The following is a 20,949-nucleotide window of genomic DNA, read 5'->3' on the forward strand; positions in this document are numbered from 1 at the left end:
TCGGTCGGGGTGGCGGTGACCGCGGTCGACGCCGCGGACCGGTTGCCGTGCGTGTCGACGGCGACCAGCCGGTAGGCGTAGGCCTGGTCGTTCGTGAGCCCGGAGTCGGTGTACGCCGTCCCGGTGACCGTGGCGACCTCCGTGCCGTCGCGCAGCACCCGGTAGGACGCGAGGTCGGACTCGGTGTTCGCCGTCCAGCTCAGCGCGACCTGGCCGTCGCCGCGGACGGCCGCGAGCCCGGTCGGGACCGCGGGCGGGGTCAGGTCGGTCGGGGTCGCGGTGACGGCGGTCGAGCCGAGCGACCGGTTCCCGTGGGTGTCCACCGCCACGACGCGGTACGCGTAGTCGGAGTCGTTGGTCAGCCCGGTGTCGGTGAACGACGTCCCGGTGACCGTGGCGACCTCCACGCCGTTGCGCAGCACCCGGTACGAGGCCAGGTCCGGCTCCGAGTCGGCCGTCCACGAGACCGTCACCCGGCCGTCACCGCGCACCGCGGTGACCCCGCTGGGCACCGCGGGTGGGGTGAGGTCGGTCGGGGTCGCGGACACCGCGGCGGTGGCCGCGGACCGGTTCCCGTGCGTGTCCACGGCCACCAGCCGGTAGGCGTAGGCCTGGTCGTTGGTCAGCCCGGTGTCGACGTAGGAGGTCCCGCTGGTCACCGTCGCGATCTCGGTGCCGTCGCGCAGCACCCGGTACGAGGCCAGGTCCGCCTCGCCGTTCGGCTGCCAGGACAGCGTCACCTGGTGCTCACCGCGCGCGGCGGCCAGGCCGGTCGGCACCGCGGGCGGGGTCAGGTCGGTGGGGGTGGCGGAGACCGCCGGCGCGGAGCTCGCCGACCAGTTCCCCGACGTGTCGTGGGTCTGCACCCGGTAGTCGTAGGTCTGGTCGTTGGTCAGGCCGGTGTCGGTGTGCGACGTCCCGGCGAGCAGGCCGGTGACCACGGCACCGTCCCGCAGCACCCGGTAGCCGTCGACGTCGTACTCGGTCCCGGCGGTCCAGCTCAGCGCCACCTGGCGCTCCCCGCGGGTGGCGGTCACGCCGGTGGGCGCCGCGGGTGGGGTGGCGTCGCGCGGGGTGCCGACCACGGGGGAGGAGGCCGTCGAGCCCGTGTTGGTGGTGCCCGCCAACGTCGTCCGCGTGCGCACGGTGACGGTGTAGGCCCGGCCGTTGACCAGGCCGGAGACCGTGGCCGACGTCCCGGTGCCGGAGGTGGTCGTGACGACGGAGCCGTCGACGAGCACCTGGTAGCCGCTGACCAGAGCCTCGCCGGGCGCCGTCCAGGAGACACCCAGGCCACGGTCGGCCGCGGAGGTCGTCACGTCGGTCGGCGGGGCCGGGTCGCTGAAGCTGGCCGTGCGCAACGCACCCGACGACGGCGCCGGGTCCGCGCCCGGTGACGACGTCAGGACGACGCCGAGCGCCCCGACCACGAAGGCCGCACGCACCGCCCACCCGGTCGCTCGTCGTGCGCCGGTCAGCTGTCGATCCACGTGGAACATCTCCCGCCCCGGGTCCGGGCGGACCCACCACGGTCTTCGGCAGATCGGGCGAATGGTTGTGCCCGATCTGGTTCCGCTGACCCGATGGTGCGAGTGCGTCATTTTTTGTTGAGAGTTCATGCATATGGGCGTACGGTCACCCCATGACCTCGATCTTCGACCCGCGGGTGCCGGCCGGCGCCTTCGACGACTTCCTCGTCGATGCGCTGCCCGCGGCCCGCGAGCAGCGCAGCTGGACCGCCGCCGACGGCGCCCTGCCGAGCACGTACCTCAGCCACGGCGCGCCCCCGCTGTTCGACGACGGCCCGTGGATGCGCGACCTGCACACCTGGGCGCTGTCGATGCCCAAGCCCAAGGACGTGCTGATCGTCAGCGCGCACTGGGAGTCCGCCCCGCTGTCGATCTCCTCGTCGGCTGCGCACACCCCGCTGGTCTACGACTTCGGCGGCTTCGCCCGGCGCTACTACGAGATGACGTACGCGACGCCGGACGCCTCCGACCTCGCCCGCCGGGTGGCCGGGGCCATGCCCGACTCCGAGCCGGTCCACGAGCACACCCGCCGCGGGCTCGACCACGGCGCCTGGGTGCCGCTGAAGGTCATGTACCCCCTCGGCGACGTCCCGGTCCTGCAGCTGTCGCTCCCCACCCACGACCCGCACCGCCTGCTCGACCTGGGCCGGCGGATCCGCGAGCTGCGCCAGGAGGGCACCCTGGTCATCGGCTCGGGCTTCATGACCCACGGCCTGCCGTTCCTGACCCGGGAGTCGATCGCCTCGGGCCAGGTGCCGTCCTGGTCCCGGGACTTCGACGCCTGGGCCGCCGAGCTGCTGGCCGCCGGCGACGTCGAGGGCCTGGCCCGCTACGCCGCCGAGGCCCCCGGGCTGCCCTACGCCCACCCGACCGTCGAGCACCTCAGCCCGCTGTTCGTCACCCTCGGTGCCGCCGACCAGCCCGAGCAGCCGGTCACCACCACCGTCGACGGCTGGATGATGGGCCTCTCCCGCCGCTCCTTCCAGGTTCAGTAGCGGAAGGCGCTGACGGCCGCACGCAGGTCCCGGGCCATGGCAGCCATCTCGCCCACGGCGACCTGGCTACGACCCAGGGCCTGCGTGGTCGACCCGGCCGCCCCGGACACCTCGGTGATGTTCGAGGTGATGTCGGAGGTCCCCGCGGCGGCCGCGGAGACCGATCGGACCATCTCCTGCGTGGTGGCGGTCTGCTCCTCCACCGCACTGGCGATGGTCAGCTGGTAGTCGTTGATCCGCTCGATCACCGCGCCGATCCGGCCGATCGCGTCGACGGCGCCCCCGGTGTCGGTCTGGATGGCCGTCACCCGCCGGGTGATCTCCTCGGTCGCCCGCGCGGTCTCCTGGGCCAGCTGCTTGACCTCGTCGGCCACCACGGCGAACCCCCGGCCCGCCTCCCCGGCCCGGGCCGCCTCGATCGTCGCGTTGAGCGCCAGGAGGTTGGTCTGCCCCGCGATGGCGGAGATCAGCTTCACCACGTCGCCGATCTCCCGGGACGACGCACCCAGCCGGCCGATCGTGGCGTTGGTGGTCGCTGCCTCGCCGACCGCGCCGGCCGCCACCCGGGCGGCCTCGTTCGCGTTCTGCGCGATCTCGCGGATCGAGGCGCCCATCTGCTCGGCACCGGCGGACACGGTCTCGACCGACCGCGAGACCTCCTGCGCTGCGGTGGTGGCGGCTGCCGACCGGACCGCGGTCCGCTCGGCACCCGTCGAGATCTCCGCGGAGGACTCCGCGAGGCCCGCGCTGGCCGACGCCACCGCATCGGCCGACCGGGCGACCGACCCGATGAGGTCGCGCAGCGAGGCCTGGGCCACCTGCAGCGCCCGACCCATCTGACCGATCTCGTCGGTGCCCCGCACCCCGAGGTCCACCGTCAGGTCACCGTCCGCCAGGGCTTCCAGCCCCACCCGCAACCGGCCCACCGGACGGACGATCGAGAGGTAGGTGTCCCGGCCGACCTTGCCGACCGCGAGCAGGCCGAGCAGCGCGACCAGGGGCCCCGCCCAGGTGGTGACCAGCACGGTGCGGTCCTGCGCGGCACGGGCCTCGGTCAGCTGCGTGTCCAGTGACCGGGCCGCCGCCGCGAGGGCCTCGTCGGCGGTGTCCTCGGCGGTCTGCACCTCCCTCCATCGCCCCTGCGCCGCATCCTGGTCGGTGACGGCGTCGGCCACGAAGGCCCGCACCGTGTCGGTGAAGCCGGGCAGCGAACGGACCACCTCACCGATCACCGGATCGGCGTCCCCGCCCGACGTCGTGCGCTCGAGGCGGACCACCAGCTCGCCGACCTCTGCCGCCAGGGAGTCGACCCGACCCTGCTGGCTCTGCGGATCCACGCGGACGAGCGACTCGTAGGCCTCGACCTGCAGATCCCGGATCCGCAGGCCCAGGGTGAGGACATCGGCCCGGACCGCGGAGAGCTCCGCCGACCGGGCCGACGACGCCGCCGTGGTGGAGTTCCCCACGACGAGAGCGGCCAGCAGACCACCGACGGCGAGCAGGAACACCCCGCCGAGCACGAGCCCCTTGAAGCGCAGGGACCGGTACGCCAGCCCGCGGCGCCGGCGGACCTGTCGCGCTGCCCCGACCGCCCTCGACCCGGTCATCGGGTCACCAGGTGAAGGTGCCGACGGTCGTGCGGAGCTCGCCGGCCATGCGGGCCAGCTCGTCGACGGCGACCCGGGTCTGCCCCAGCGCCTGCGTCGTCGAGCCCGCCGCGCCGGACACCCCGGTGATCGTCGCGGCGATCTCCGTCGTCCCGCCCGCGGCCTCGGCCACCGACCGGGACATCTCGTTCGTCGTCGCCGTCTGCTCCTCGACCGCGCAGGCGATGGTCAGCTGGTAGTCGTTGATCTGGCCGATGACGCTGCCGATCCGCCCGATCGCCTGGGTCGCGCCCTGCGTGTCGGCCTGGATCGCCTCCACGCGGCGGGCGATGTCCTCCGTGGCCCGGGCGGTCTCCTGCGCGAGCTCCTTGACCTCGTTGGCCACCACGGCGAAGCCCTTGCCCGCCTCACCGGCCCGGGCGGCCTCGATCGTGGCGTTCAGCGCCAGCAGGTTGGTCTGCTCGGCGATGCTCGTGATCACCTTGATCACGTCACCGATCTCCTTGGAGGAGACCCCCAGCTTGGTGATGGTGGCGTTGGTGGCCTCGGCCTCGCTGACGGCCTCCGCGGCGACCCGGGCGGCCTCGTTGGCGTTCTGCGCGATCTCCCGGATCGAGGCGCTCATCTGCTCCGCACCCGCAGCCACCGTGGCCACGCTGCGCGACACCTCGTCCGCCGCACCGGACACCGCACCGGACTGCACGCTGGTCTGCTCCGCCGACGCCGCGATCTGCGCCGCCGAGGCCGACAGCTCCTCGCTCGAGGCGGCCACCGCGTCCGCGGACCCCACCACCGACGACATCAGCGACCGCAGCTGCGCCTGCGCCGCGGCCAGTGCCTCGGCCATGCGGCCCAGCTCGTCCCGCGAGTGCACGGTCGGGGCGACCGTGAGGTCCCCGCGCTCGAGCGCCTCCAGCGACCCCTGCACCGAGCGGACCGACCGGCGGATGCCCCGGACGACGGCCCAGGCGATGCCGGAGCCGAGCAGCACCATCGCGACCAGCCCGCCGACCATCGTCCACAGGGCCTGCTCCGCCTTGGTGTCCACCTCGGCGATCTGGCTGGCGGCCTCGGCGCTGGACCGGTCGGCCTCGGCCGAGAAGTCGTCCATGACCGCGTCCACGGCCGACTGCAGCGAGCCGGTGAGCACCGTCGCGACACCCGCCTGGTTCCCGGCGTCGGCCGCGGGGACCAGCTGCTGGGTGGCGATCGTGTAGTAGGTCGTCAGGTCCGACCGGAACTGGGCCCAGGCGGAGGCGTCCTTGGCCAGCGGGCCGTAGTCCTCGATCTTCTGGGTGATGTCGGTGCGCCGGTCGGCCAGCTCGGAGACCATCGTCTGGCGGTCGGCGTCGTCGAGCAGGGCGTAGCCGGCGTACCGGGCGCGGTCCCCCTGGTAGGCGCGCTGCAGCTCACCGAGGGCGGCGAGCTGGACGACGTGTCCGTCGTAGATGTCGTTGATCTCGGCCCGCAGGTACGACAGGCGGGAGACGGCCAGCCCGGTGAGGGCCGCGGCCAGCACGCAGACGACGGCGACCACGGCGCCGATCTTGACGGAGACGGATCTGTCGGTGAACCAACGCACGGTGGACTCCAGGGCGACGAGCCGGCTGGGGTGCCGGTCACACCCGTCACTACGGCCCCACCCGTCCCGGCTTGAGCCGCGTACGCCCTTCGTCACCGAACTGCGCCCTGACCTGCGGGTCGTCGTCCCGGAACGGTCGAGATGTCGATCCGGGACCGCGCCCCGCAGACGCACCTGCCCCCGGACCCGCATCGGGTCCGGGGGCAGGCACGTGCCGGCGCGGGTCGGTCACCAGGTGAAGGTGCCGACCGTCGTGCGCAGGTCGCCGGCCATGCGGGCCAGCTCGTCGACGGCCACCCGGGTCTGCCCCAGCGCCTGCGTGGTCGCCCCCGCTGCACCGGACACCCCGGTGATCGTCGCGGCGATCTCGGTCGTCCCACCCGCGGCCTCGGCCACGCTGCGCGACATCTCGTTCGTCGTCGCCGTCTGCTCCTCCACCGCGGAGGCGATCGTCAGCTGGTAGTCGTTGATCTGCCCGATCACCTCACCGATCCGCCCGATCGCCTGGGTCGCGCCCTGCGTGTCGGCCTGGATCGCCTCCACGCGGCGGGCGATGTCCTCGGTCGCCCGGGCGGTCTCCTGCGCCAGCTCCTTCACCTCGTTGGCCACCACGGCGAAGCCCTTGCCCGCCTCGCCGGCCCGAGCGGCCTCGATCGTGGCGTTCAGCGCCAGCAGGTTGGTCTGCTCGGCGATCGAGGTGATCACCTTGACGACGTCGCCGATCTCCTTGGACGACAGCCCCAGCTTCTGGATCGTCTGGTTCGTCGCCTCGGCCTCGGTCACCGCGCCGGCGGCGACCCGCGCGGCCTCGTTGGCGTTCTGCGCGATCTCCCGGATGGACGCCGACATCTGCTCCGCACCCGCAGCCACCGTGGCCACGCTGCGCGACACCTCCTCGGCGGCACCGGACACCGCACCGGACTGCACGCTGGTCTGCTCCGCCGACGCCGAGATCTGCGCCGCCGACGCCGACAGCTCCTCGCTCGAGGCAGCCACCGCGTCCGCCGAACCCGCGACGGACCCGACCAGTCGGCGCAGCGAGTCCTGGGCGTCCACGAGGGAGGCCGCCATGGTCCCGATCTCGTCCTTGCTGTCCACCTCGGGGGAGACGGTCAGGTCGCCGCCGGCCAGGGCCTGCAGCGCACGCTTGACCCGCTCCACCGGCCGGGTGATCGACCGCATGATCGCGACCAGCGCCGCGGCGATGACCAGCACGCCCACGACGCAGACCAGCAGGACGGTGGTCCGCATGCCGTCGACGGCCGCGTTGAAGTCCGCCACGGCCGTCTGCCGGTCGGCGGTCAGGGTGTCGACCGCGTCGCCGACGGCTCCGTCGGTGAGGTCGTTGGCGTTCTGCACGTCCTCCCAGCTCGTGCGCGCCCCGGCCTGGTCGTCGACCGCGCCCTGGACGACGGCGGTGACCGCCGTGAAGTAGGCCGCGTAGCCCGTCTCCAGGTTCGCCACCGCCGTGGCGCTGTCGGCCGGCAGCGTGATGGTGTCCAGCTCGTCGAGCATCCCCTGGGGGGTGTCGATGTCGTCGGCCAGCTCGGCGAGCTGGTCGGCCGGGTTCTCGCGGACCATGGCCTTGTAGCCGTCGACCTTCAGCTCGCTGGCCCGTGTGTCCAGCTGGAGCACGAGGACCAGCGCCCGGGTCAGGTCGGTCAGCTTCGCGTCCTGCCGGTGCACCGCGGCCGCGCTCGTCGTGGTGGTGACGCCGAGGGCGACGAAGGCGAGCAGGACGATGAACCCCACCATCCCGAAGCGGGCGGGCAGGGAACGGTCGGCGAACCAGCGCGCGCGACGACCGGGGGACGGTGCGGACATCAGATCTCCTGGCAGGACGGGGACCCGGCCGTGCGGCCGGTCACACCCGTACTGACGGCCGGGGACCGCTGGATTTCAAGCCGCACCGGTCCGCCGTCACCGAACCGCGCCCCGACCGGCGGGTCACCCACCCCGGACGGTCGACACGTCGACCGCCGGTCAGGCCTCCCGGGGGGAGCTCTTGACGCCCAGGACCGGGCAGTCGACGTCGAGCAGGATGCGCTGCGCCGCCGAGCCCATCAGCAGCTTGCCCACCGCCGAGCGCTTCTTCAGCCCGATGACCAGCAGTTCCGCGCCGGTCTCGGTGCAGACGGCGCTCAGCTCCTCGGCGACGTCCCGGCCACGGACGGGCTGGCGCACCTCCGTGCGCAACCCCGAGGCCGACAGCTCGTCGTGCAGTGCGCGGAGCTGGTCACCGCGGAGGAACTCCTCGTCGACCAGGGCGTCGCCGCGGGAGGAGTTGACCACCACCAGGAGCGCATCCCGCCGGTGCGCCTCGAGGACGGCGTGCTCGAGGGCGGCCCGTCCCCGGGGGTTGGGCACGTAGCCCACGACCACGACGCTCATGAACTGGCACCCCAGTCACCGGTGCCGGCTGCCCTCTGCACCTCTCGATCCTCCTCCTGCTCCCGCTGGACCTCGGCGGGGGTGGGCCGACGGCCGCGCACGGCGCGCAGGACGACCGGCCCGACCAGGGCGAGCAGGGCCAGCCCCAGCACGACGCGGCTGAACCAGCTGTCCACCAGCACCGACAGGTCGCCGTCGCTGATCGCCAGCGCCCGGCGCAGGTTGGTCTCGGCGATCGGGCCCAGGATCAGCCCGATGACCGCCGGGGCGACCGGCCAGCCGAACCGCCGCATCGCGAACCCGAGCAGGCCCAGCGCGAGCAGGATGACCAGGTCCAGGGGATCGGCGTTGACCGCGAACGAGCCCAGCGACGCGAAGGTGAGGATGCCGGCGTACAGGTAGGGCCGCGGGATGCGCAGCAGCTTCACCCACAGCCCGACCAGGGGCAGGTTGAGCACCAGCAGCATGGCGTTGCCGATGAACAGCGACGCGATGAGCGCCCAGACCAGCGGGCCCTCGGTGGTCAGCAGCGTCGGGCCGGGCTGGATGCCGTAGCCCTGGAACGCGGCCAGGATGATCGCCGCGGTGGCCGAGGTCGGGATGCCCAGGGTCAGCAGCGGCACCAGCACCCCGGCGGCGGAGGCGTTGTTGGCCGCCTCGGGCCCGGCGACGCCCTCGATGGCGCCGTGGCCGAACTCCTCGGGGTGCTTGGTCAGCTTCTTCTCGGTGGCGTAGGAGAGGAAGGTCGGGATCTCGGCGCCGCCGGCGGGCATGACGCCGAAGGGGAACCCGAACGCGGTGCCGCGCAGCCACGGCTTCCAGGAGCGCCGCAGGTCCTCCCGGGTCATCCAGCTGCCCTTGTGGTCGATGACCTGCACCGACCCCTTGCGCAGCCGGCTGGCCACGTACAACGCCTCGCCGACGGCGAACAGCGCCACCGCGACCACGACGACGTCGATGCCGTCCGAGAGCTGCGGGATGCCCAGGGTGAAGCGCTCCTGGCCCGAGAGGACGTCGGTGCCCACCAGGCCCAGGTACAGGCCGAGGCACAACGCCGCGAGGCCGCGCAGCGGCGAGGACCCCAGCACGCTGGCCACCGCCACGAACGCCAGGACGGCGAGGGCGAAGTAGTCGGCCGTCGTCACGTTGATCGCGACCTCCACCAGGGTCGGCGCGACCAGGGCGAGCAGCAGGGTGGCGATGGTGCCGGCGACGAACGAGCCGATGGCGGCCGTGGCCAGTGCCGCGGACCCGCGGCCGGCCTTGGCCATCTTGTTGCCCTCGAGCGCGGTCATGATCGACGCGGACTCACCGGGGGTGTTGAGCAGGATCGACGTGGTCGAGCCGCCGTACATGCCGCCGTAGTAGATGCCGGCGAACATGATCAGCGCGCTGGTCGGCTCCAGCACGTAGGTGGCCGGCAGCAGCAGCGCCACCGTCATGGCCGGGCCGATGCCCGGCAGCACGCCGACGGCGGTGCCCAGCAGGACGCCGAGCAGGGCGAAGAGCAGGTTGACCGGCGTGATCGCGTCGGCGAACCCGCCGAGCAGGTCGGAGATGGCCATCTAGAACCAGCTCGTCAGGAACTCGAGGACGATCCCGCCCGGCAGCGCCACGTCCAGCGCCTTGACGAAGATGATCCAGACGACGCAGCCCACGGTCAGCCCGACCAGGAACGGCCGGACGGCGGCCTGCGGCGTGAGCCGGCCCTGCAACGTGGTGGCCACCGCGGCGAACATCAGCGCGACGGCCAGCGGCCAGCCGACCACGTTGATCAGCAGCGCGTGCGCGACGAACGCGACGGAGATGACCGCCACGGCCCGCCAGTCGGTCGGGGCGTCGGGGTCGACGTCCTCGCCGTCGTCGGCCGGGCCGCGGTCCCCGCGCAGCACCCGCAGGGCCAGCAGCGCGCCGGTGGCCACGCTCAGCCCGCCGACGGCGTAGGGGAAGAACCGCGGGCCCACCGTGTTGCTCGACCCCGGGATCGCGATCGCGCCGGCGTCGACCAGCAGGTAGACGCCCAGCGCGGCCAGCAGCACCGCACCCACCAGCTCGCCGCTGAACCCCCGTGGCCGCTGGGCGGCTGGGGTCTCGGACGCGACCGACTCCTCCGCCTCGTTCATCCCTGGATCAACCCGATCTCCGTGAGGACCTGGCGCACGCGGGTCTCCTCCTCGGCGAGGAACTCGCCGTACTCGTCGCCGGTCTGGAAGGTGTCCAGCCAGCCGTTGGCGTCCAGCGCCTCCGCCCACTCGTCGGTGTCGTGCGCGTCTGTGACCAGCGCGATCAGGTCGTCGCGGGCGCCGTCGGACATGCCCGGCCGGGCCATCAGCCCGCGCCAGTTGGTCACCTCGACGTCGAAGCCGCTCTCGATGATCGTGGGGACGTCGGGCACCTGGTTCGACCGCTCGGCGGTCGAGACCGCGATGCCCTTGAGGTCACCGCTCTGCACCTGCGGGCCGTAGTCGGCGGTGCCGGAGATGCCGGCGGCCACCTGGCTGCCCAGCAGCGCGGCCAGCGACTCGCCGCCACCGGAGTAGGCGATGTAGTTGACCTCGATCGGGTCGATGCCGGCGGCCTGGGCCAGCAGCCCGGCCAGGATCTGGTCCGTGCCGCCGGCCGAACCGCCCGCGATCGGGGTGCCCCGCGGGTCGGCGGCCCAGCCGGCCACGAAGTCCTCGAGGGTGTCGTAGGGCGAGTCCGCCGGGACCACGATCAGCTCGGTCTCGGCGATCAGCTGGGCGATCGGGGTGACGTCGTCCAGCCGGGTGGTCGAGTCGTTGGTGTCGATGGCGCCCACCATGACCAGGCCCATCATCATCAGCAGGGCGTCGTCGTCCTCGCGGGCGAGCTGGCCGATGCCGATCGTGCCGCCGGCGCCCTCGACGTTGAACACCTGCACGTTGCGGGCGATGCCGGTCTGCTGGATGACCCGCTGCAGCGTGCGGGCGGTGGTGTCCCACCCGCCGCCCGGGCTGGCCGGGACCATCATGCGCAGCCGGGAGAGGTCACCGGGCTGGACGACGGTGCCCGCGCAGGCGGCCACGGTGGACAGGGCCGGGAGGGCGAGCGCACCCGCCAGGAACCCCCGGCGGGTCAGCGGCACGAGGGCCACCCGGGATGGTTGCCGTTCACACCCTGGACCGTAGGTGAGCGCGGGCTGTGCGTCACATGTTCGTCGTGCACCAGATGGTCGATCAGCCGCCGAGCGCGGCCGCCAGCTCCTCGAGCAGGTCGCGGACGCCGTCGAGGTCGGCCACCCGCACGCGGGCAGCGGTGTCGCCGTCGCCCACCTTGACGGTCAGGGCGCCCGGTCGGTCGGCCAGCGCGGTGAAGGCGTCCTCGTCGGTGACGTCGTCGCCCAGGTAGACCACGCCGTCGGCGCCCAGCTGCTCGGCCAGCCGGAGCACCGCCGTCCCCTTGTCGGCGTCGGTGACCGCGATCTCCAGGACGTCCTTGCCGGGCTTGGCCGTGTGGTGCGGGCCGGCGGCCGCCGCGGCGCGCTCCAGCAGCGCGGCCGCCGCGGGCCGGTCGGCGACGGTGCGCACGTGCACGGCGACCGCGGCCGGCTTGACCTCCAGCCGGGCGCCGGGGACGGCGTCGACCAGCGGCTGCACGGCGTCCACGAGCAGGTCGCGCTCGGCGGCCACCGCGGGGTCCAGCCCGTCGTCGTACTCGGCGCCGTGGCTGCCGACGAACCGGAACGGCTCGCCCAGCCCGGACGTCGTCCGCAGGTCGTCGACCCCCCGGCCGCTGACCAGGGCGACCGTGACGCCCTCGGCACCGGCCAGCCGCCGCAGCAGGTCCGGGGCCCAGTCCTCCAGGACCGCCTCACCGGGGACGTCGCGCAGCCGGGCGAGGACGCCGTCGTAGTCGCTGGCCACCAGCACCGGCCGACGGTTCGCGAGGTCGGTCAGGTCGGCGCTCACGCGGCCTCCTCCTGCAGGGCGGCGAAGAAGGAGCCGGCCCAGTGGTCCAGGTCGTGCTTGGCCAGGTACCGGCGCATCGCCTTCATCGACCGCGCCGACTCGGCGGGGTCGGCCCGCAGCGCTCGCATGAGCTGCTTCTTGACGCCGTCCTTGTCGTGCGGGTTGACCAGGTAGGCCTGCTTGAGCTCGGCGGCGGCACCGGCGAACTCGCTGAGCACCAGCGTGCCGCCGTTGTCGCCGCGGGCGGCCACGTACTCCTTGGCCACCAGGTTCATGCCGTCGCGGTAGGGCGTCACGAGCATGACGTCGGCAGCCCGGTAGAGGGCGGCGAGCTCCTCGCGCGGCATCGACTGGTTGAAGTAGTGCACGGCCGGGCCGCTGGTCGAGCCGAAGACGCCGTTGATGTGCCCGACCTGCTGCTCGATCGTCTCGCGCATGGTCACGTAGTGCTCGACCCGCTCGCGGGACGGCGTCGCCACCTGCATGAACACCGTGGACGGCGCCTCGACCTGCTCGTCCTCGAGCAGCTCCAGGAAGACCTCGAGCCGCACGCCGATGCCCTTGGTGTAGTCCAGCCGGTCGACGCCGAGGATCACCTTGTCGGGGTTGCCGAGCTCCTCGCGGATCTCCTTCGCCCGGGCCAGCACCTCGGGGCTGCGGGCCAGCTCGTCGAACACCGAGACGTCGATCGAGATCGGGAAGGCCTTGGCGGTGACGGTGCGGCCGTCGTAGCTGATCGTCGAGCCCTTGGTGGGCAGGTCATGCAGCCGCTTGGCCAGCTGCACGAAGTTGGTCGCCGCAGCGGGCATCTGGAACCCGATCAGGTCGGCGCCCAGCAGGCCCTCGACGATCGCGTTGCGCCACGGCAGCTGGGTGAACAGCTCGTAGGGCGGGAACGGGATGTGCAGGAAGAACCCGATGGTCAGGTCGGGGCGCAGCTGGCGGAGCATCGCCGGGACCAGCTGCAGCTGGTAGTCGTGCACCCAGACGATGGCGCCGTCGGCGGCGACCTCGGCGGCCTTCTCGGCGAACCGCCGGTTGACCTGCACGTAGCTGTTCCACCAGGCCCGGTGGTACTCGGGCTTCTCGACCACGTCGTGGTACAGCGGCCACAGCGACGCGTTGGAGAAGCCCTCGTAGTACTGGTCGACGTCGTCCTCGCTCAGCTCGACCGGGACCAGGTGCATGCCGCCGGAGTCGAAGGGCTCGGGCGCCTCGCCGGCCTTGCCCGACCACCCCACCCAGGCCCCGCCGCGGCCGGCCACGAAGGGCTCCAGCGCGGTGACCAGGCCGCCCGGGCTGCGGGTCCAGCTGACCGACCCGTCGGCGGCGACCACCTGGTCCACGGGCAACCGGTTGGCGACGACGACGACGGGGCTCTCGGACTTCTGCTGATCTGCCATACCGACCTCGAACCTACTGGGCACCGGTGCCGGGCGCAGATCAGCGGACGATCGAGTACCCGATCGTCGCCGCGGCGACACCGAGCAGCAACGACCCGGCCAGGTACGCCAGTGCCCGGCCCACCCGTCGTTCCTCCACCAGCCGGACGACGTCGTACCCGAAGGTGGAGAAGGTGGTCAGCGTGCCGCAGAACCCGGTGCCCACCAGCGCGACGACGGCCGGGGAGAGGCCACGGGACCCGAGGACGACGCCCAGCACCAGGCTGCCGACGACGTTCACCGCCAGGATCCCCACCACGCTGCCCGCCCCGCGCCACCGCACCGCCAGCCGGTCCGCGGCCAGCCGGGCCGGCGCCCCGACCAGCGCGCCCAGCACCACCCACAGCGCCGTCACGACCGGTCCTCCCCGGCCTCGAGCGCGTCGGCCGCCGAGGCCCGGGAGCCGGCCAGCGCCCGCCCGGCCACCAGACCGAGGACGACGGCGGCGAGCCCGCCCACGACGCTGACCAGCACGTACCCCACCGCGACCGGCCACCGCCCGGCGTCGGCGAGCTGCACGGCGTCGACCGCGAACGTCGAGAAGGTGGTGTACCCGCCCAGCACCCCGGTGGCCAGGAACGGCCGCAGCCACGGGTGGTCGGGGTACCGCGCCAGCAGGACGGCGAGCAGCACACCGATCACCAGGCAGCCGGTCACGTTGACGGTGACCGTGGCCCAGGGCCAGGCACCGGGGACGTGCGGCAGCCCTCGCGAGACCCCCCACCGGGCCAGCGCCCCGAGGGCCCCGCCGAGGGCCACGACGAGGTAGGTCCGCACGGTGCGGCAGCATGCCACCGAGGGCCGCACCACCCGGACCGAACGCGGCAAAGGAACCTCTGCACCCCCGTCTCAGCCAGGAAGGGGGTGCGAAGGATCCTTTGCCGCACAGGGGCCGGCCCGGGTCGGGGGTGGCTCATCCGACGAGCGGGAGGACGGCGACGTGGCCGGACCGTTGCAGGGCGTACGGGTCGTGGAGTTCGCCGGGCTGGGCCCCGGGCCGTTCTGCGGGATGCTGCTGGCCGACCTGGGCGCCGACGTCGTCCGGGTCGACCGGCGCTCCCGCGGCACCGGGCTGGTCGGTGCGCTGGGGGCCACCTCGCTGCTGGACCGCGGCAAGCGCTCGATCGCCCTCGACCTCAAGGACGACGCCGACCTGGCCGTCGTCCGGGCGCTGGTGGCCCGGTCCGACGTGCTGCTCGAGGGCTTCCGGCCCGGGGTCATGGAGCGGCTGGGCCTGGGCCCCGAGCAGGCGCACGAGCTCAACCCGGCGCTGGTCTACGGCCGGATGACCGGGTGGGGGCAGACCGGTCCGCTGGCGCACAGCGCCGGCCACGACATCGGCTACATCGCGCTCACCGGCGCGCTCGGGGCGACCGGTCGGCCCGACGAGCGGCCGGCGCCGGCGCTCAACCTGCTCGGCGACTTCGGCGGCGGCGGGGTCTTCCTCGCCCTGGGCGCGGTCGCCGCGTTGCTGCACGCCCGGGCGACCGGCGAGGGCCAGGTCGTGGACGCCGCCATCGTCGACGGGACGGCGGTGCTCACCACGATGATCCACGGGATGCTCGACACCGGAGCGTGGACCGACGCGCGCGGGGCGAACCTGCTGGACACCGGTGCGCCGTTCTACGACGTGTACCGCTGCGCCGACGGCACCTTCCTGGCGGTGGGCGCGCTCGAGGAGCAGTTCTACGCCGCGCTGCTCACCGGCCTGGGCCTGGCCGGGGACCCGACCGTGCCCGATCGCGCGGACGTGGCGGCCTGGCCCGCGCTGCGGGCGCGGTTCGCCGAGGTCATCGGGTCACGCACCCGGGCCGAGTGGTGGCAGGTCTTCGCCGGCACCGACGCCTGCGTCGCGCCGGCCTGGTCGCTGCTGGAGGCCACCACCGACGAGCACAACCGCGAGCGCGGGGTGTTCGTCGAGGTGGACGGGGTGGTGCAGCCCGGTGTCGCACCGCGCTTCTCGGTCACCCCGGGCTCGGTGGGCGGGGTGCCGGCGGTCGGCCAGCACGACGCCCAGGTGCGGGCCGAGCTGGGCATGTAGCAGAACCCGGCCGGGCGGGGGAGTGGCCACCGCCCGGCCGGAGCCTCAGGAAGGAGCGAGCGCCGAGAGCGCCTTGCCGGCGTGCTTGGCGAAGGAGAACTCGCTCTTGATGACGTCGCGCACGACGCCGTCGGTGCCGATCACGATCGTGTGGCGCTTGGTCGGCGCCGCCTTCCAGCCGCGGTTGGTGCCGTAGGCCGTGCACACCGAGCCGTCGGCGTCCGAGAGCAGCGGGTAGTCGAACCCGTTGCCGTCGGCGAAGGCCTTCTGCTTGGCCACGGAGTCCTGGCTGATGCCGACCCGCTGGGCCCCGACCGCGGCGAACTGCGCCGCCTCGTCGCGCACCGTGCACATCTCGGTCGTGCACCCGCCGGAGCTGGCCAGCGGGTAGAAGAAGAGCACCACCGGGCCGCTCTGCAGCATCGTGGACAGCTTGCGGGGCGTGCCGTCCTGGTCCGGCAGCTCGAAATCGGGGGCGACGTCACCGGTCTTCATGGCTCTCCTTCGTTCCGGGGGGCCCGGGCGGTTCACCGTTCCACGTGGAACGGTGAACCGCCCGTCGGTGTCAGTCGGCGAGCAGGGCCTGCACCGCGGCGACGACGTCGACCAGGCCGGTGCCCTTGTCGAACGACGTCGTGCGGTCGCCGACCGTCTGGTAGGCCGCACCGTCGGTGTACCGGTACGCGGTGCCCACCAGGGCGGCCTCGACCTCGGCCGGGGTGGCGGTCGGGTCGGCCTGGAACAGCTGGGCCACGATGCCGGCGATGTGCGGTGCGGCCATCGACGTCCCGCTGATCGTGTTGAACGTGCCGACGTCCAGCGGTCCGGGGCCGTTCTGCGGCTGCAGGCCGGTCGCGCAGATCGGCAGGTACAGCCGGCAGGACGACGTGATGTCCTCACCGGGCGCGGACAGATCCGGCCAGGTCGAGGCATCGGTGGACAGGCCCCGCGAGGAGTACTCGCTGACCGCGCCGTCCCGCGTTCCGGTGGCCTCGTCGTAGTACGACGCCACCGAGATGATCCCGCCGGTCGGGTCCTGGCCGGGCGGGTTGGTCAGCGACGCCGAGCCGTCGCCGCCGTCGTTGCCCGCGGCCCAGACCGTGACGACGCCCTCGTCGGCCAGCGCGCGCTGCAGCTTGACCGTCGCCGAGTTCGGGTCGAACGCGCCGCCGCCGGTCGGGCCGTAGGAGTTGTTGGTGACCTTGATCGGCGGGCACACGTCGGCGCTCACGCCCTCGCCGCACGGGTGGTCGTGGTTCTCCAGCACCCAGTTCAGCGCGGAGTCCGCGCCGACGATGAGGAGGACGGCGCCGGTCGAGATCGAGACCAGCGAGGCGCCCGGGGCGGCGCCCTGCAGCTGGGTGCCGTCGGTCAGCGTGGTGGGCCGGCCGGCGACGATGCCGTTGACGTGCGTGCCGTGCCCGCCGCCCGAGAGGGTGTCGGTGTCGACGATGGTCGGCACCGGGACCACGCAGTCGGTGGTGGTGGTCGACTCGTCGAGGCAGACGCTCTTCAGGCTGGCCACGACGGCGTCGGTGCCGTCGGCGTCCTGCAGGTAGGGGTGGGTCGGGTCGACACCGGAGTCGATGACGGCGACCGAGACGCCGCTGCCGTCCAGCGCCGGGCCGTTCGCGCCGGTCAGCGTGTCGACCGCCTCGGCGCCCCGGGTGGCCAGGTTCGACGTGGAGTCGGCGAAGGAGATCGGGGCGTTGCCCTCGAGGTAGGTGACCCCGGGCTCGCCGCGGGCCGCGGTGACCTGGTCGGCCGTGCCGCGGGCGACCACCACGCCGATCTGCTCGAACTCGGTGGTGGTGCTCATCCCGGTCGCCGCCACGGCGGAGCGGGCGGCGGCGATGTCGGTGCCGTGCACCAGCACCGTGGTCGGGACCGCGGCGGACAGGGTGCCGAGCTGGTCGGCCAGGAACGCCTGGACGGGGGCGAGCGCGCTGGGTGCGGGTGCTGCGGTGGCCGGGGTGCTGGTGGCGACGACGCCGGCCACGAGGGCGGCACCCCCGACCAGTCCGACGGCTCGGCGGAACCTGTTCACGTGGGTCTCCTCGACGGCGGGGCGCGACGACGGTGTCGCGCCGGCTGTGGATGCGCTGTGCCGGGTTGAACGAGCCGGCCCCCGGTCGGTTACCCGTGGACACAGGTACCGGCGTGTCGCCCGCGACCGGCCAGCCCGGGCACGCTGGGAGGATGACCGCGTGAGCACCCCCCTCGTGGCCCTGGCCAGCGCCGTGGCGCTGGTGGTCGCGGTGCTGGGCGGGCTGTCCACCGCGCTGCGCCGGCGCACCGGGCTGGCCCACCTGGTCGCGGCCGGCGTCCTCGAGGCGGTGCTGCTGGTCCAGTTCGGCCTGGTCGTCGTCGCCCTGGTCGGCGGGGAGCGCCCGCCCGAGACCGCGACCTTCCTCGCCTACCTGGTCAGCGTCGTCCTCGTGCCGGTCGCCGGGGTGCTCTGGTCGCGCACCGAGCCCACCCGGTGGGCCGGCACCGTGCTGGCGGTGGCGGCCCTCGTGGTGGCGGTCATGGTCTGGCGCCTGCTGCAGCTGTGGGAGGCCACCGGTGGCTGACCGGCTGGGTGCCCCCGCGGCGGGCGGCGACGACGCCGGCAGCACCGCGCGCGGGCCCGGCCGGGTGCTGGTCGCCCTCTACGGCGTCTTCGCGCTGGCCGCCGGCGCCCGGGCCGCCGTCCAGATCGCCGTCCAGTTCGACGAGGCCCCGGTCGCCTACCTGCTGTCGGCGTTCTCCGCCGTCGTCTACCTGGTCGCGACCATCGGGCTGGCCCGCGGCGGCCGGTCGGGGCGCCGCACCGCGGTGGTCGCCTGCGCGGTCGAGCTGGTCGGCGTCCTCGTCGTCGGCACCCTGTCGCTGGCCGACCGCGCCGCGTTCCCCGACTCGACCGTCTGGTCGGTGTACGGGCAGGGCTACGGCTTCATCCCCCTCGCGCTGCCCGTGCTGGGTCTGCTCTGGCTGCGCCACCTGGGCGACCTCGAGCGGGAGGGCGACCCCGACACCGACGGGACGACGGGCGGCTGACCACCCCGGACGGGTGGTCCACGGATCGGGCCACCCGGGTCCGTCGTGCCCCACCGGTAGGCTGAGGACGTGTCGCAGGTCCCTGACGCCGCCGGGTCCGGCGCTGCCGACGTGCCGGCCGAGGCCGCCGCCCTGGTCTCCGGGGTGCCGGCCGACCGCGGCACCGACCACCGCACCGACCACCAGGCCGAGCACCAGGCCGACGCCGTCGGTGCCGCCTCCGCCGTCGTGTCGGGCACCGACCCGGCGGGCGCGCGGTCCGCGCTGCCCGGCGTGCTGGCCGACGTCCCGGTGGCCATCCTGGTCATCGACCGCACCGCGGGCACGGTGGTCTTCGCCAACACCGCCGCCGTCGACCTCGCCGGCAGCGTCCGGCTCCCGGTGCCCATCGACGAGTGGGGCGCCTCCGCCGGGCTCACCGACCTCTCCGGTGCCCCGCTGGCCAGCTCCACCAACCCGCTGTCCCAGGTCGCCGACGGCGCCCCGGTCTCGGGTGAGGCGGTCCGGCTGGCGCCCAGCGGCGCCGACGACGTGGGGCAGCCCCTCTGGGTCACCGGTTTCCCGCTGTCGCAGGACCCCGCGATCGACCAGCTGGCGCTGATCGTCTTCCTGCAGATCGACGCCGACCGCGGCGACCCCGAGAGCCGGCTGCAGGCGCTGCGCGACCGGGCCGTGCTGGCCACCGACATCTGCTTCACCATCACCGACCCCCGCCGCGAGGACCACCCGCTGGTCTGGGTCAACCCCTCGTTCACCCGGGTCACCGGCTACAGCGCCGAGGACTCCGTGGGGCGCAACTGCCGCTTCCTGCAGGGCCCGGCCACCGACCGGGCCACCGTGGCGCTCATCCGCTCGGCGCTCGCGGACCGCCGGCCGATCACCGAGACGCTGCTGAACTACCGCAAGGACGGCACCGCGTTCTGGAACCAGCTGTCGATCAGCCCGGTGTTCGACGGCGCCGGCGAGCTGGTCAGCTTCGTCGGCGTGCAGAGCGACGTCACCGAGCGGGTGCGGGCCGAGGGCGAGCGGGCGGCCGCCTTCGCCGCCGAGCAGGTCGCCCGCCGCGAGGCCGAGCTGGCCCAGGCGGTCGCCGAGCAGGCCCAGGCCGACGCCGAGCGCGCCCGCGAGGAGGCCGAGCTGGCCCAGAGCCGGCTGGCGCTCATGGCCGAGGCCACCAGCTCGCTCACGGCCACGCTGGACATGACCGAGCTGCTGGACCGCCTGGCCGCGCTGTGCGTCCCCCGGCTGGCCGACTGGATCTTCGTGACCGTGGTCGACGCGCACGGCGAGGTCGTGCGCACCGCTGCCCGGCACCGCGGCGGGCACGCCGAGGAGCTCGGCACGGTGAGCTCGCAGCACGCGATGCACCTGACCCCGGCGTCCCCGAGCCGGCGGGCCATGGAGACCCGGCAGCCGGTGCTGCTGCAGGGCCTGACCGACGCCCAGCTCGACGAGGTGTTCGCCCACCCCGCGGCCCGCGGCGCCTACGACCGGCTCGGCGGCCGGGAGGTCCTCGCGGTGCCGTTGATCGCCCGCCGCCGGGTGCTGGGCTCGATGGCCCTGGTCGCCATCGGCGCGGACAACGGGTTCGACGAGGACGACGTCGACCTGGTGCAGGACCTCGCGCGCCGCGCCGGCCTGGCGCTGGACAACGTGCGGCTCTACCAGGCCGAGCACCAGGTGGCCGAGACGCTGCAGCGCTCGCTGCTGCCGCAGCTGCCCGACATCCCCGGCGTCACCGCGGCCGCCCACTACGTGAGCGCCTCGACCGCCGCCGACGTCGGCGGCGACTTCTACGACCTGCTGCAGCTGCCCGACGGCGCGATCGGCGTGGCCATCGGCGACGTCGTGGGCCACGACGTGGCGGCGGCCGCCGCGATGGGCCACCTGCGCGGGCTGCTGCGGGCCTGCATGTGGGACCCGACCGACCCCGACCCCGGCGCCGTGCTCGGCCGGGTGGACCGCCTGGTCCAGGGCCTGCACGTCGCGTCGATGGCCACCATGGCCTACGTGCGGGCCGTGCCCCCCGAGGGCGAGGGGCGCCCCTGGCAGCTGGTCGTGGCCAACGCCGGCCACCCGCCGCTGCTGCTGCGCCTCCCCGACGGCCAGGTGCAGGTGCTCACCGAGCCCACCGGGCTGCTGGTGGGGGTCGACGGCGACACCCGCCGCACGAGCGTGCACCTGGAGGTACCGGCCGGCACCACGCTGGTCGGCTACACCGACGGCCTGATCGAGCACCCCGGCGCCGACCTCGACGAGGGCATCGCCGCGCTGGTCCAGCGGCTGCGCGACGCCCCGGTCGACGCACCCCCCGCCGACCTGTGCACCCACGCGGTCGACACCGACCTGGACCGCCGGGACGACGTCGCCCTCATCACCGTCCGCTTCGGCTGA

Annotated in this window: 19 protein-coding genes; 5 read left to right on the forward strand and 14 right to left on the reverse strand. The window is 73.9% G+C overall.

Going from position 1 to position 20,949, the window contains the following annotated elements; translation table 11 throughout:
• Positions 1-1,490: fibronectin type III domain-containing protein (locus BLS67_RS23970; protein WP_207500827.1), on the reverse strand; the 1,490-nt coding region annotated here is incomplete at its 3' end.
• Positions 1,491-1,642: 152 nt separating this feature from the next.
• Between BLS67_RS23970 and BLS67_RS22465 the strand changes: the two genes are divergently transcribed.
• Positions 1,643-2,524 carry a dioxygenase family protein gene (locus tag BLS67_RS22465; RefSeq protein ID WP_091250448.1) on the forward strand — a complete coding sequence of 294 codons (882 nt, stop codon included), beginning with the start codon at positions 1,643-1,645 and terminating at the stop codon, positions 2,522-2,524.
• Here the strand turns inward: BLS67_RS22465 and BLS67_RS22470 are convergent.
• The 11 genes from BLS67_RS22470 to crcB form a co-directional block, all read right to left on the reverse strand.
• Positions 2,518-4,131 (reverse strand): methyl-accepting chemotaxis protein, encoded by a 1,614-nt coding sequence (locus tag BLS67_RS22470; protein WP_091250451.1) that lies wholly within the window; start codon positions 4,129-4,131, stop codon positions 2,518-2,520. The genes BLS67_RS22465 and BLS67_RS22470 overlap by 7 nt on opposite strands.
• A 4-nt stretch (positions 4,132-4,135) precedes the next feature.
• Complete coding sequence (locus tag BLS67_RS22475; RefSeq protein ID WP_242654290.1) at positions 4,136-5,713, reverse strand: methyl-accepting chemotaxis protein; 1,578 nt, start codon at positions 5,711-5,713, stop codon at positions 4,136-4,138.
• 228 nt (positions 5,714-5,941) lie between these two features.
• Complete coding sequence (locus tag BLS67_RS22480) at positions 5,942-7,537, reverse strand: methyl-accepting chemotaxis protein (RefSeq protein ID WP_091250458.1); 1,596 nt, start codon at positions 7,535-7,537, stop codon at positions 5,942-5,944.
• A gap of 159 nt (positions 7,538-7,696) precedes the next feature.
• A complete protein-coding gene (locus BLS67_RS22485; RefSeq protein ID WP_091250462.1) occupies positions 7,697-8,104 on the reverse strand; it encodes a universal stress protein in 408 nt (135 codons plus the stop codon).
• Positions 8,101-9,669 carry a tripartite tricarboxylate transporter permease gene (locus BLS67_RS22490; protein WP_091250465.1) on the reverse strand — a complete coding sequence of 523 codons (1,569 nt, stop codon included), beginning with the start codon at positions 9,667-9,669 and terminating at the stop codon, positions 8,101-8,103. Before BLS67_RS22490 ends, BLS67_RS22485 begins: the two co-directional genes overlap by 4 nt.
• Positions 9,670-10,227, reverse strand: a complete 558-nt coding sequence (locus BLS67_RS22495; protein WP_091250468.1) for a tripartite tricarboxylate transporter TctB family protein — start codon at positions 10,225-10,227, stop codon at positions 9,670-9,672.
• Positions 10,224-11,210: a Bug family tripartite tricarboxylate transporter substrate binding protein gene (locus BLS67_RS22500; protein ID WP_091250548.1), complete on the reverse strand. Its 987-nt coding sequence runs from the start codon at positions 11,208-11,210 to the stop codon at positions 10,224-10,226. Before BLS67_RS22500 ends, BLS67_RS22495 begins: the two co-directional genes overlap by 4 nt.
• Positions 11,211-11,301: 91 nt before the next feature.
• On the reverse strand, positions 11,302-12,033 hold the full coding sequence (gene otsB / locus BLS67_RS22505) for a trehalose-phosphatase (RefSeq protein WP_091250472.1): 732 nt from the start codon (positions 12,031-12,033) through the stop codon (positions 11,302-11,304).
• Positions 12,030-13,436 (reverse strand): alpha,alpha-trehalose-phosphate synthase (UDP-forming), encoded by a 1,407-nt coding sequence (locus BLS67_RS22510; protein ID WP_091250477.1) that lies wholly within the window; start codon positions 13,434-13,436, stop codon positions 12,030-12,032. Before BLS67_RS22510 ends, otsB begins: the two co-directional genes overlap by 4 nt.
• A gap of 40 nt (positions 13,437-13,476) precedes the next feature.
• Complete coding sequence (locus tag BLS67_RS22515; protein WP_091250481.1) at positions 13,477-13,830, reverse strand: fluoride efflux transporter FluC; 354 nt, start codon at positions 13,828-13,830, stop codon at positions 13,477-13,479.
• A complete protein-coding gene (gene crcB / locus BLS67_RS22520; RefSeq protein ID WP_091250485.1) occupies positions 13,827-14,252 on the reverse strand; it encodes a fluoride efflux transporter CrcB in 426 nt (141 codons plus the stop codon). Before crcB ends, BLS67_RS22515 begins: the two co-directional genes overlap by 4 nt.
• 163 nt (positions 14,253-14,415) lie before the next feature.
• Between crcB and BLS67_RS22525 the strand changes: the two genes are divergently transcribed.
• Positions 14,416-15,516 (forward strand): CaiB/BaiF CoA transferase family protein, encoded by a 1,101-nt coding sequence (locus tag BLS67_RS22525; protein ID WP_091250487.1) that lies wholly within the window; start codon positions 14,416-14,418, stop codon positions 15,514-15,516.
• A gap of 45 nt (positions 15,517-15,561) precedes the next feature.
• On the opposite strand, the gene BLS67_RS22530 is transcribed toward BLS67_RS22525, so the two are convergent.
• Together BLS67_RS22530 and BLS67_RS22535 are read right to left on the reverse strand one after the other, a co-directional pair.
• Positions 15,562-16,011, reverse strand: coding sequence for a peroxiredoxin (locus tag BLS67_RS22530; protein WP_091250490.1), 450 nt, complete (start codon positions 16,009-16,011; stop codon positions 15,562-15,564).
• Between the two features lie 70 nt (positions 16,012-16,081).
• Positions 16,082-17,563: a S8 family serine peptidase gene (locus tag BLS67_RS22535; RefSeq protein ID WP_091250493.1), complete on the reverse strand. Its 1,482-nt coding sequence runs from the start codon at positions 17,561-17,563 to the stop codon at positions 16,082-16,084.
• Positions 17,564-17,723: 160 nt separating this feature from the next.
• Between BLS67_RS22535 and BLS67_RS22540 the strand changes: the two genes are divergently transcribed.
• From BLS67_RS22540 to BLS67_RS24860, 3 genes are all read left to right on the forward strand, one after another.
• Positions 17,724-18,089, forward strand: a complete 366-nt coding sequence (locus tag BLS67_RS22540) for a hypothetical protein (RefSeq protein WP_091250496.1) — start codon at positions 17,724-17,726, stop codon at positions 18,087-18,089.
• Positions 18,082-18,555 carry a hypothetical protein gene (locus tag BLS67_RS22545; protein ID WP_242654291.1) on the forward strand — a complete coding sequence of 158 codons (474 nt, stop codon included), beginning with the start codon at positions 18,082-18,084 and terminating at the stop codon, positions 18,553-18,555. Before BLS67_RS22540 ends, BLS67_RS22545 begins: the two co-directional genes overlap by 8 nt.
• 69 nt (positions 18,556-18,624) lie before the next feature.
• On the forward strand, positions 18,625-20,949 hold the full coding sequence (locus BLS67_RS24860; RefSeq protein ID WP_278247157.1) for a GAF domain-containing SpoIIE family protein phosphatase: 2,325 nt from the start codon (positions 18,625-18,627) through the stop codon (positions 20,947-20,949).

The sequence above is a fragment of the Klenkia soli genome (assembly GCF_900103975.1).
GTDB lineage: Bacteria > Actinomycetota > Actinomycetes > Mycobacteriales > Geodermatophilaceae > Klenkia > Klenkia soli.

Bases quoted from the DNA above. Each gene is read 5' to 3' on its own strand.
- BLS67_RS22480 (WP_091250458.1), bottom strand. From the start codon at position 7,537: ATGTCCGCACCGTCCCCCGGTCGTCGCGCGCGCTGGTTCGCCGACCGT.
- BLS67_RS22470 (WP_091250451.1), bottom strand. From the start codon at position 4,131: ATGACCGGGTCGAGGGCGGTCGGGGCAGCGCGACAGGTCCGCCGGCGC.
- BLS67_RS22465 (WP_091250448.1), top strand. From the start codon at position 1,643: ATGACCTCGATCTTCGACCCGCGGGTGCCGGCCGGCGCCTTCGACGAC.
- BLS67_RS22495 (WP_091250468.1), bottom strand. From the start codon at position 10,227: ATGAACGAGGCGGAGGAGTCGGTCGCGTCCGAGACCCCAGCCGCCCAG.
- BLS67_RS22485 (WP_091250462.1), bottom strand. From the start codon at position 8,104: ATGAGCGTCGTGGTCGTGGGCTACGTGCCCAACCCCCGGGGACGGGCC.
- BLS67_RS22490 (WP_091250465.1), bottom strand. From the start codon at position 9,669: ATGGCCATCTCCGACCTGCTCGGCGGGTTCGCCGACGCGATCACGCCG.
- BLS67_RS22530 (WP_091250490.1), bottom strand. From the start codon at position 16,011: ATGAAGACCGGTGACGTCGCCCCCGATTTCGAGCTGCCGGACCAGGAC.
- BLS67_RS22510 (WP_091250477.1), bottom strand. From the start codon at position 13,436: ATGGCAGATCAGCAGAAGTCCGAGAGCCCCGTCGTCGTCGTCGCCAAC.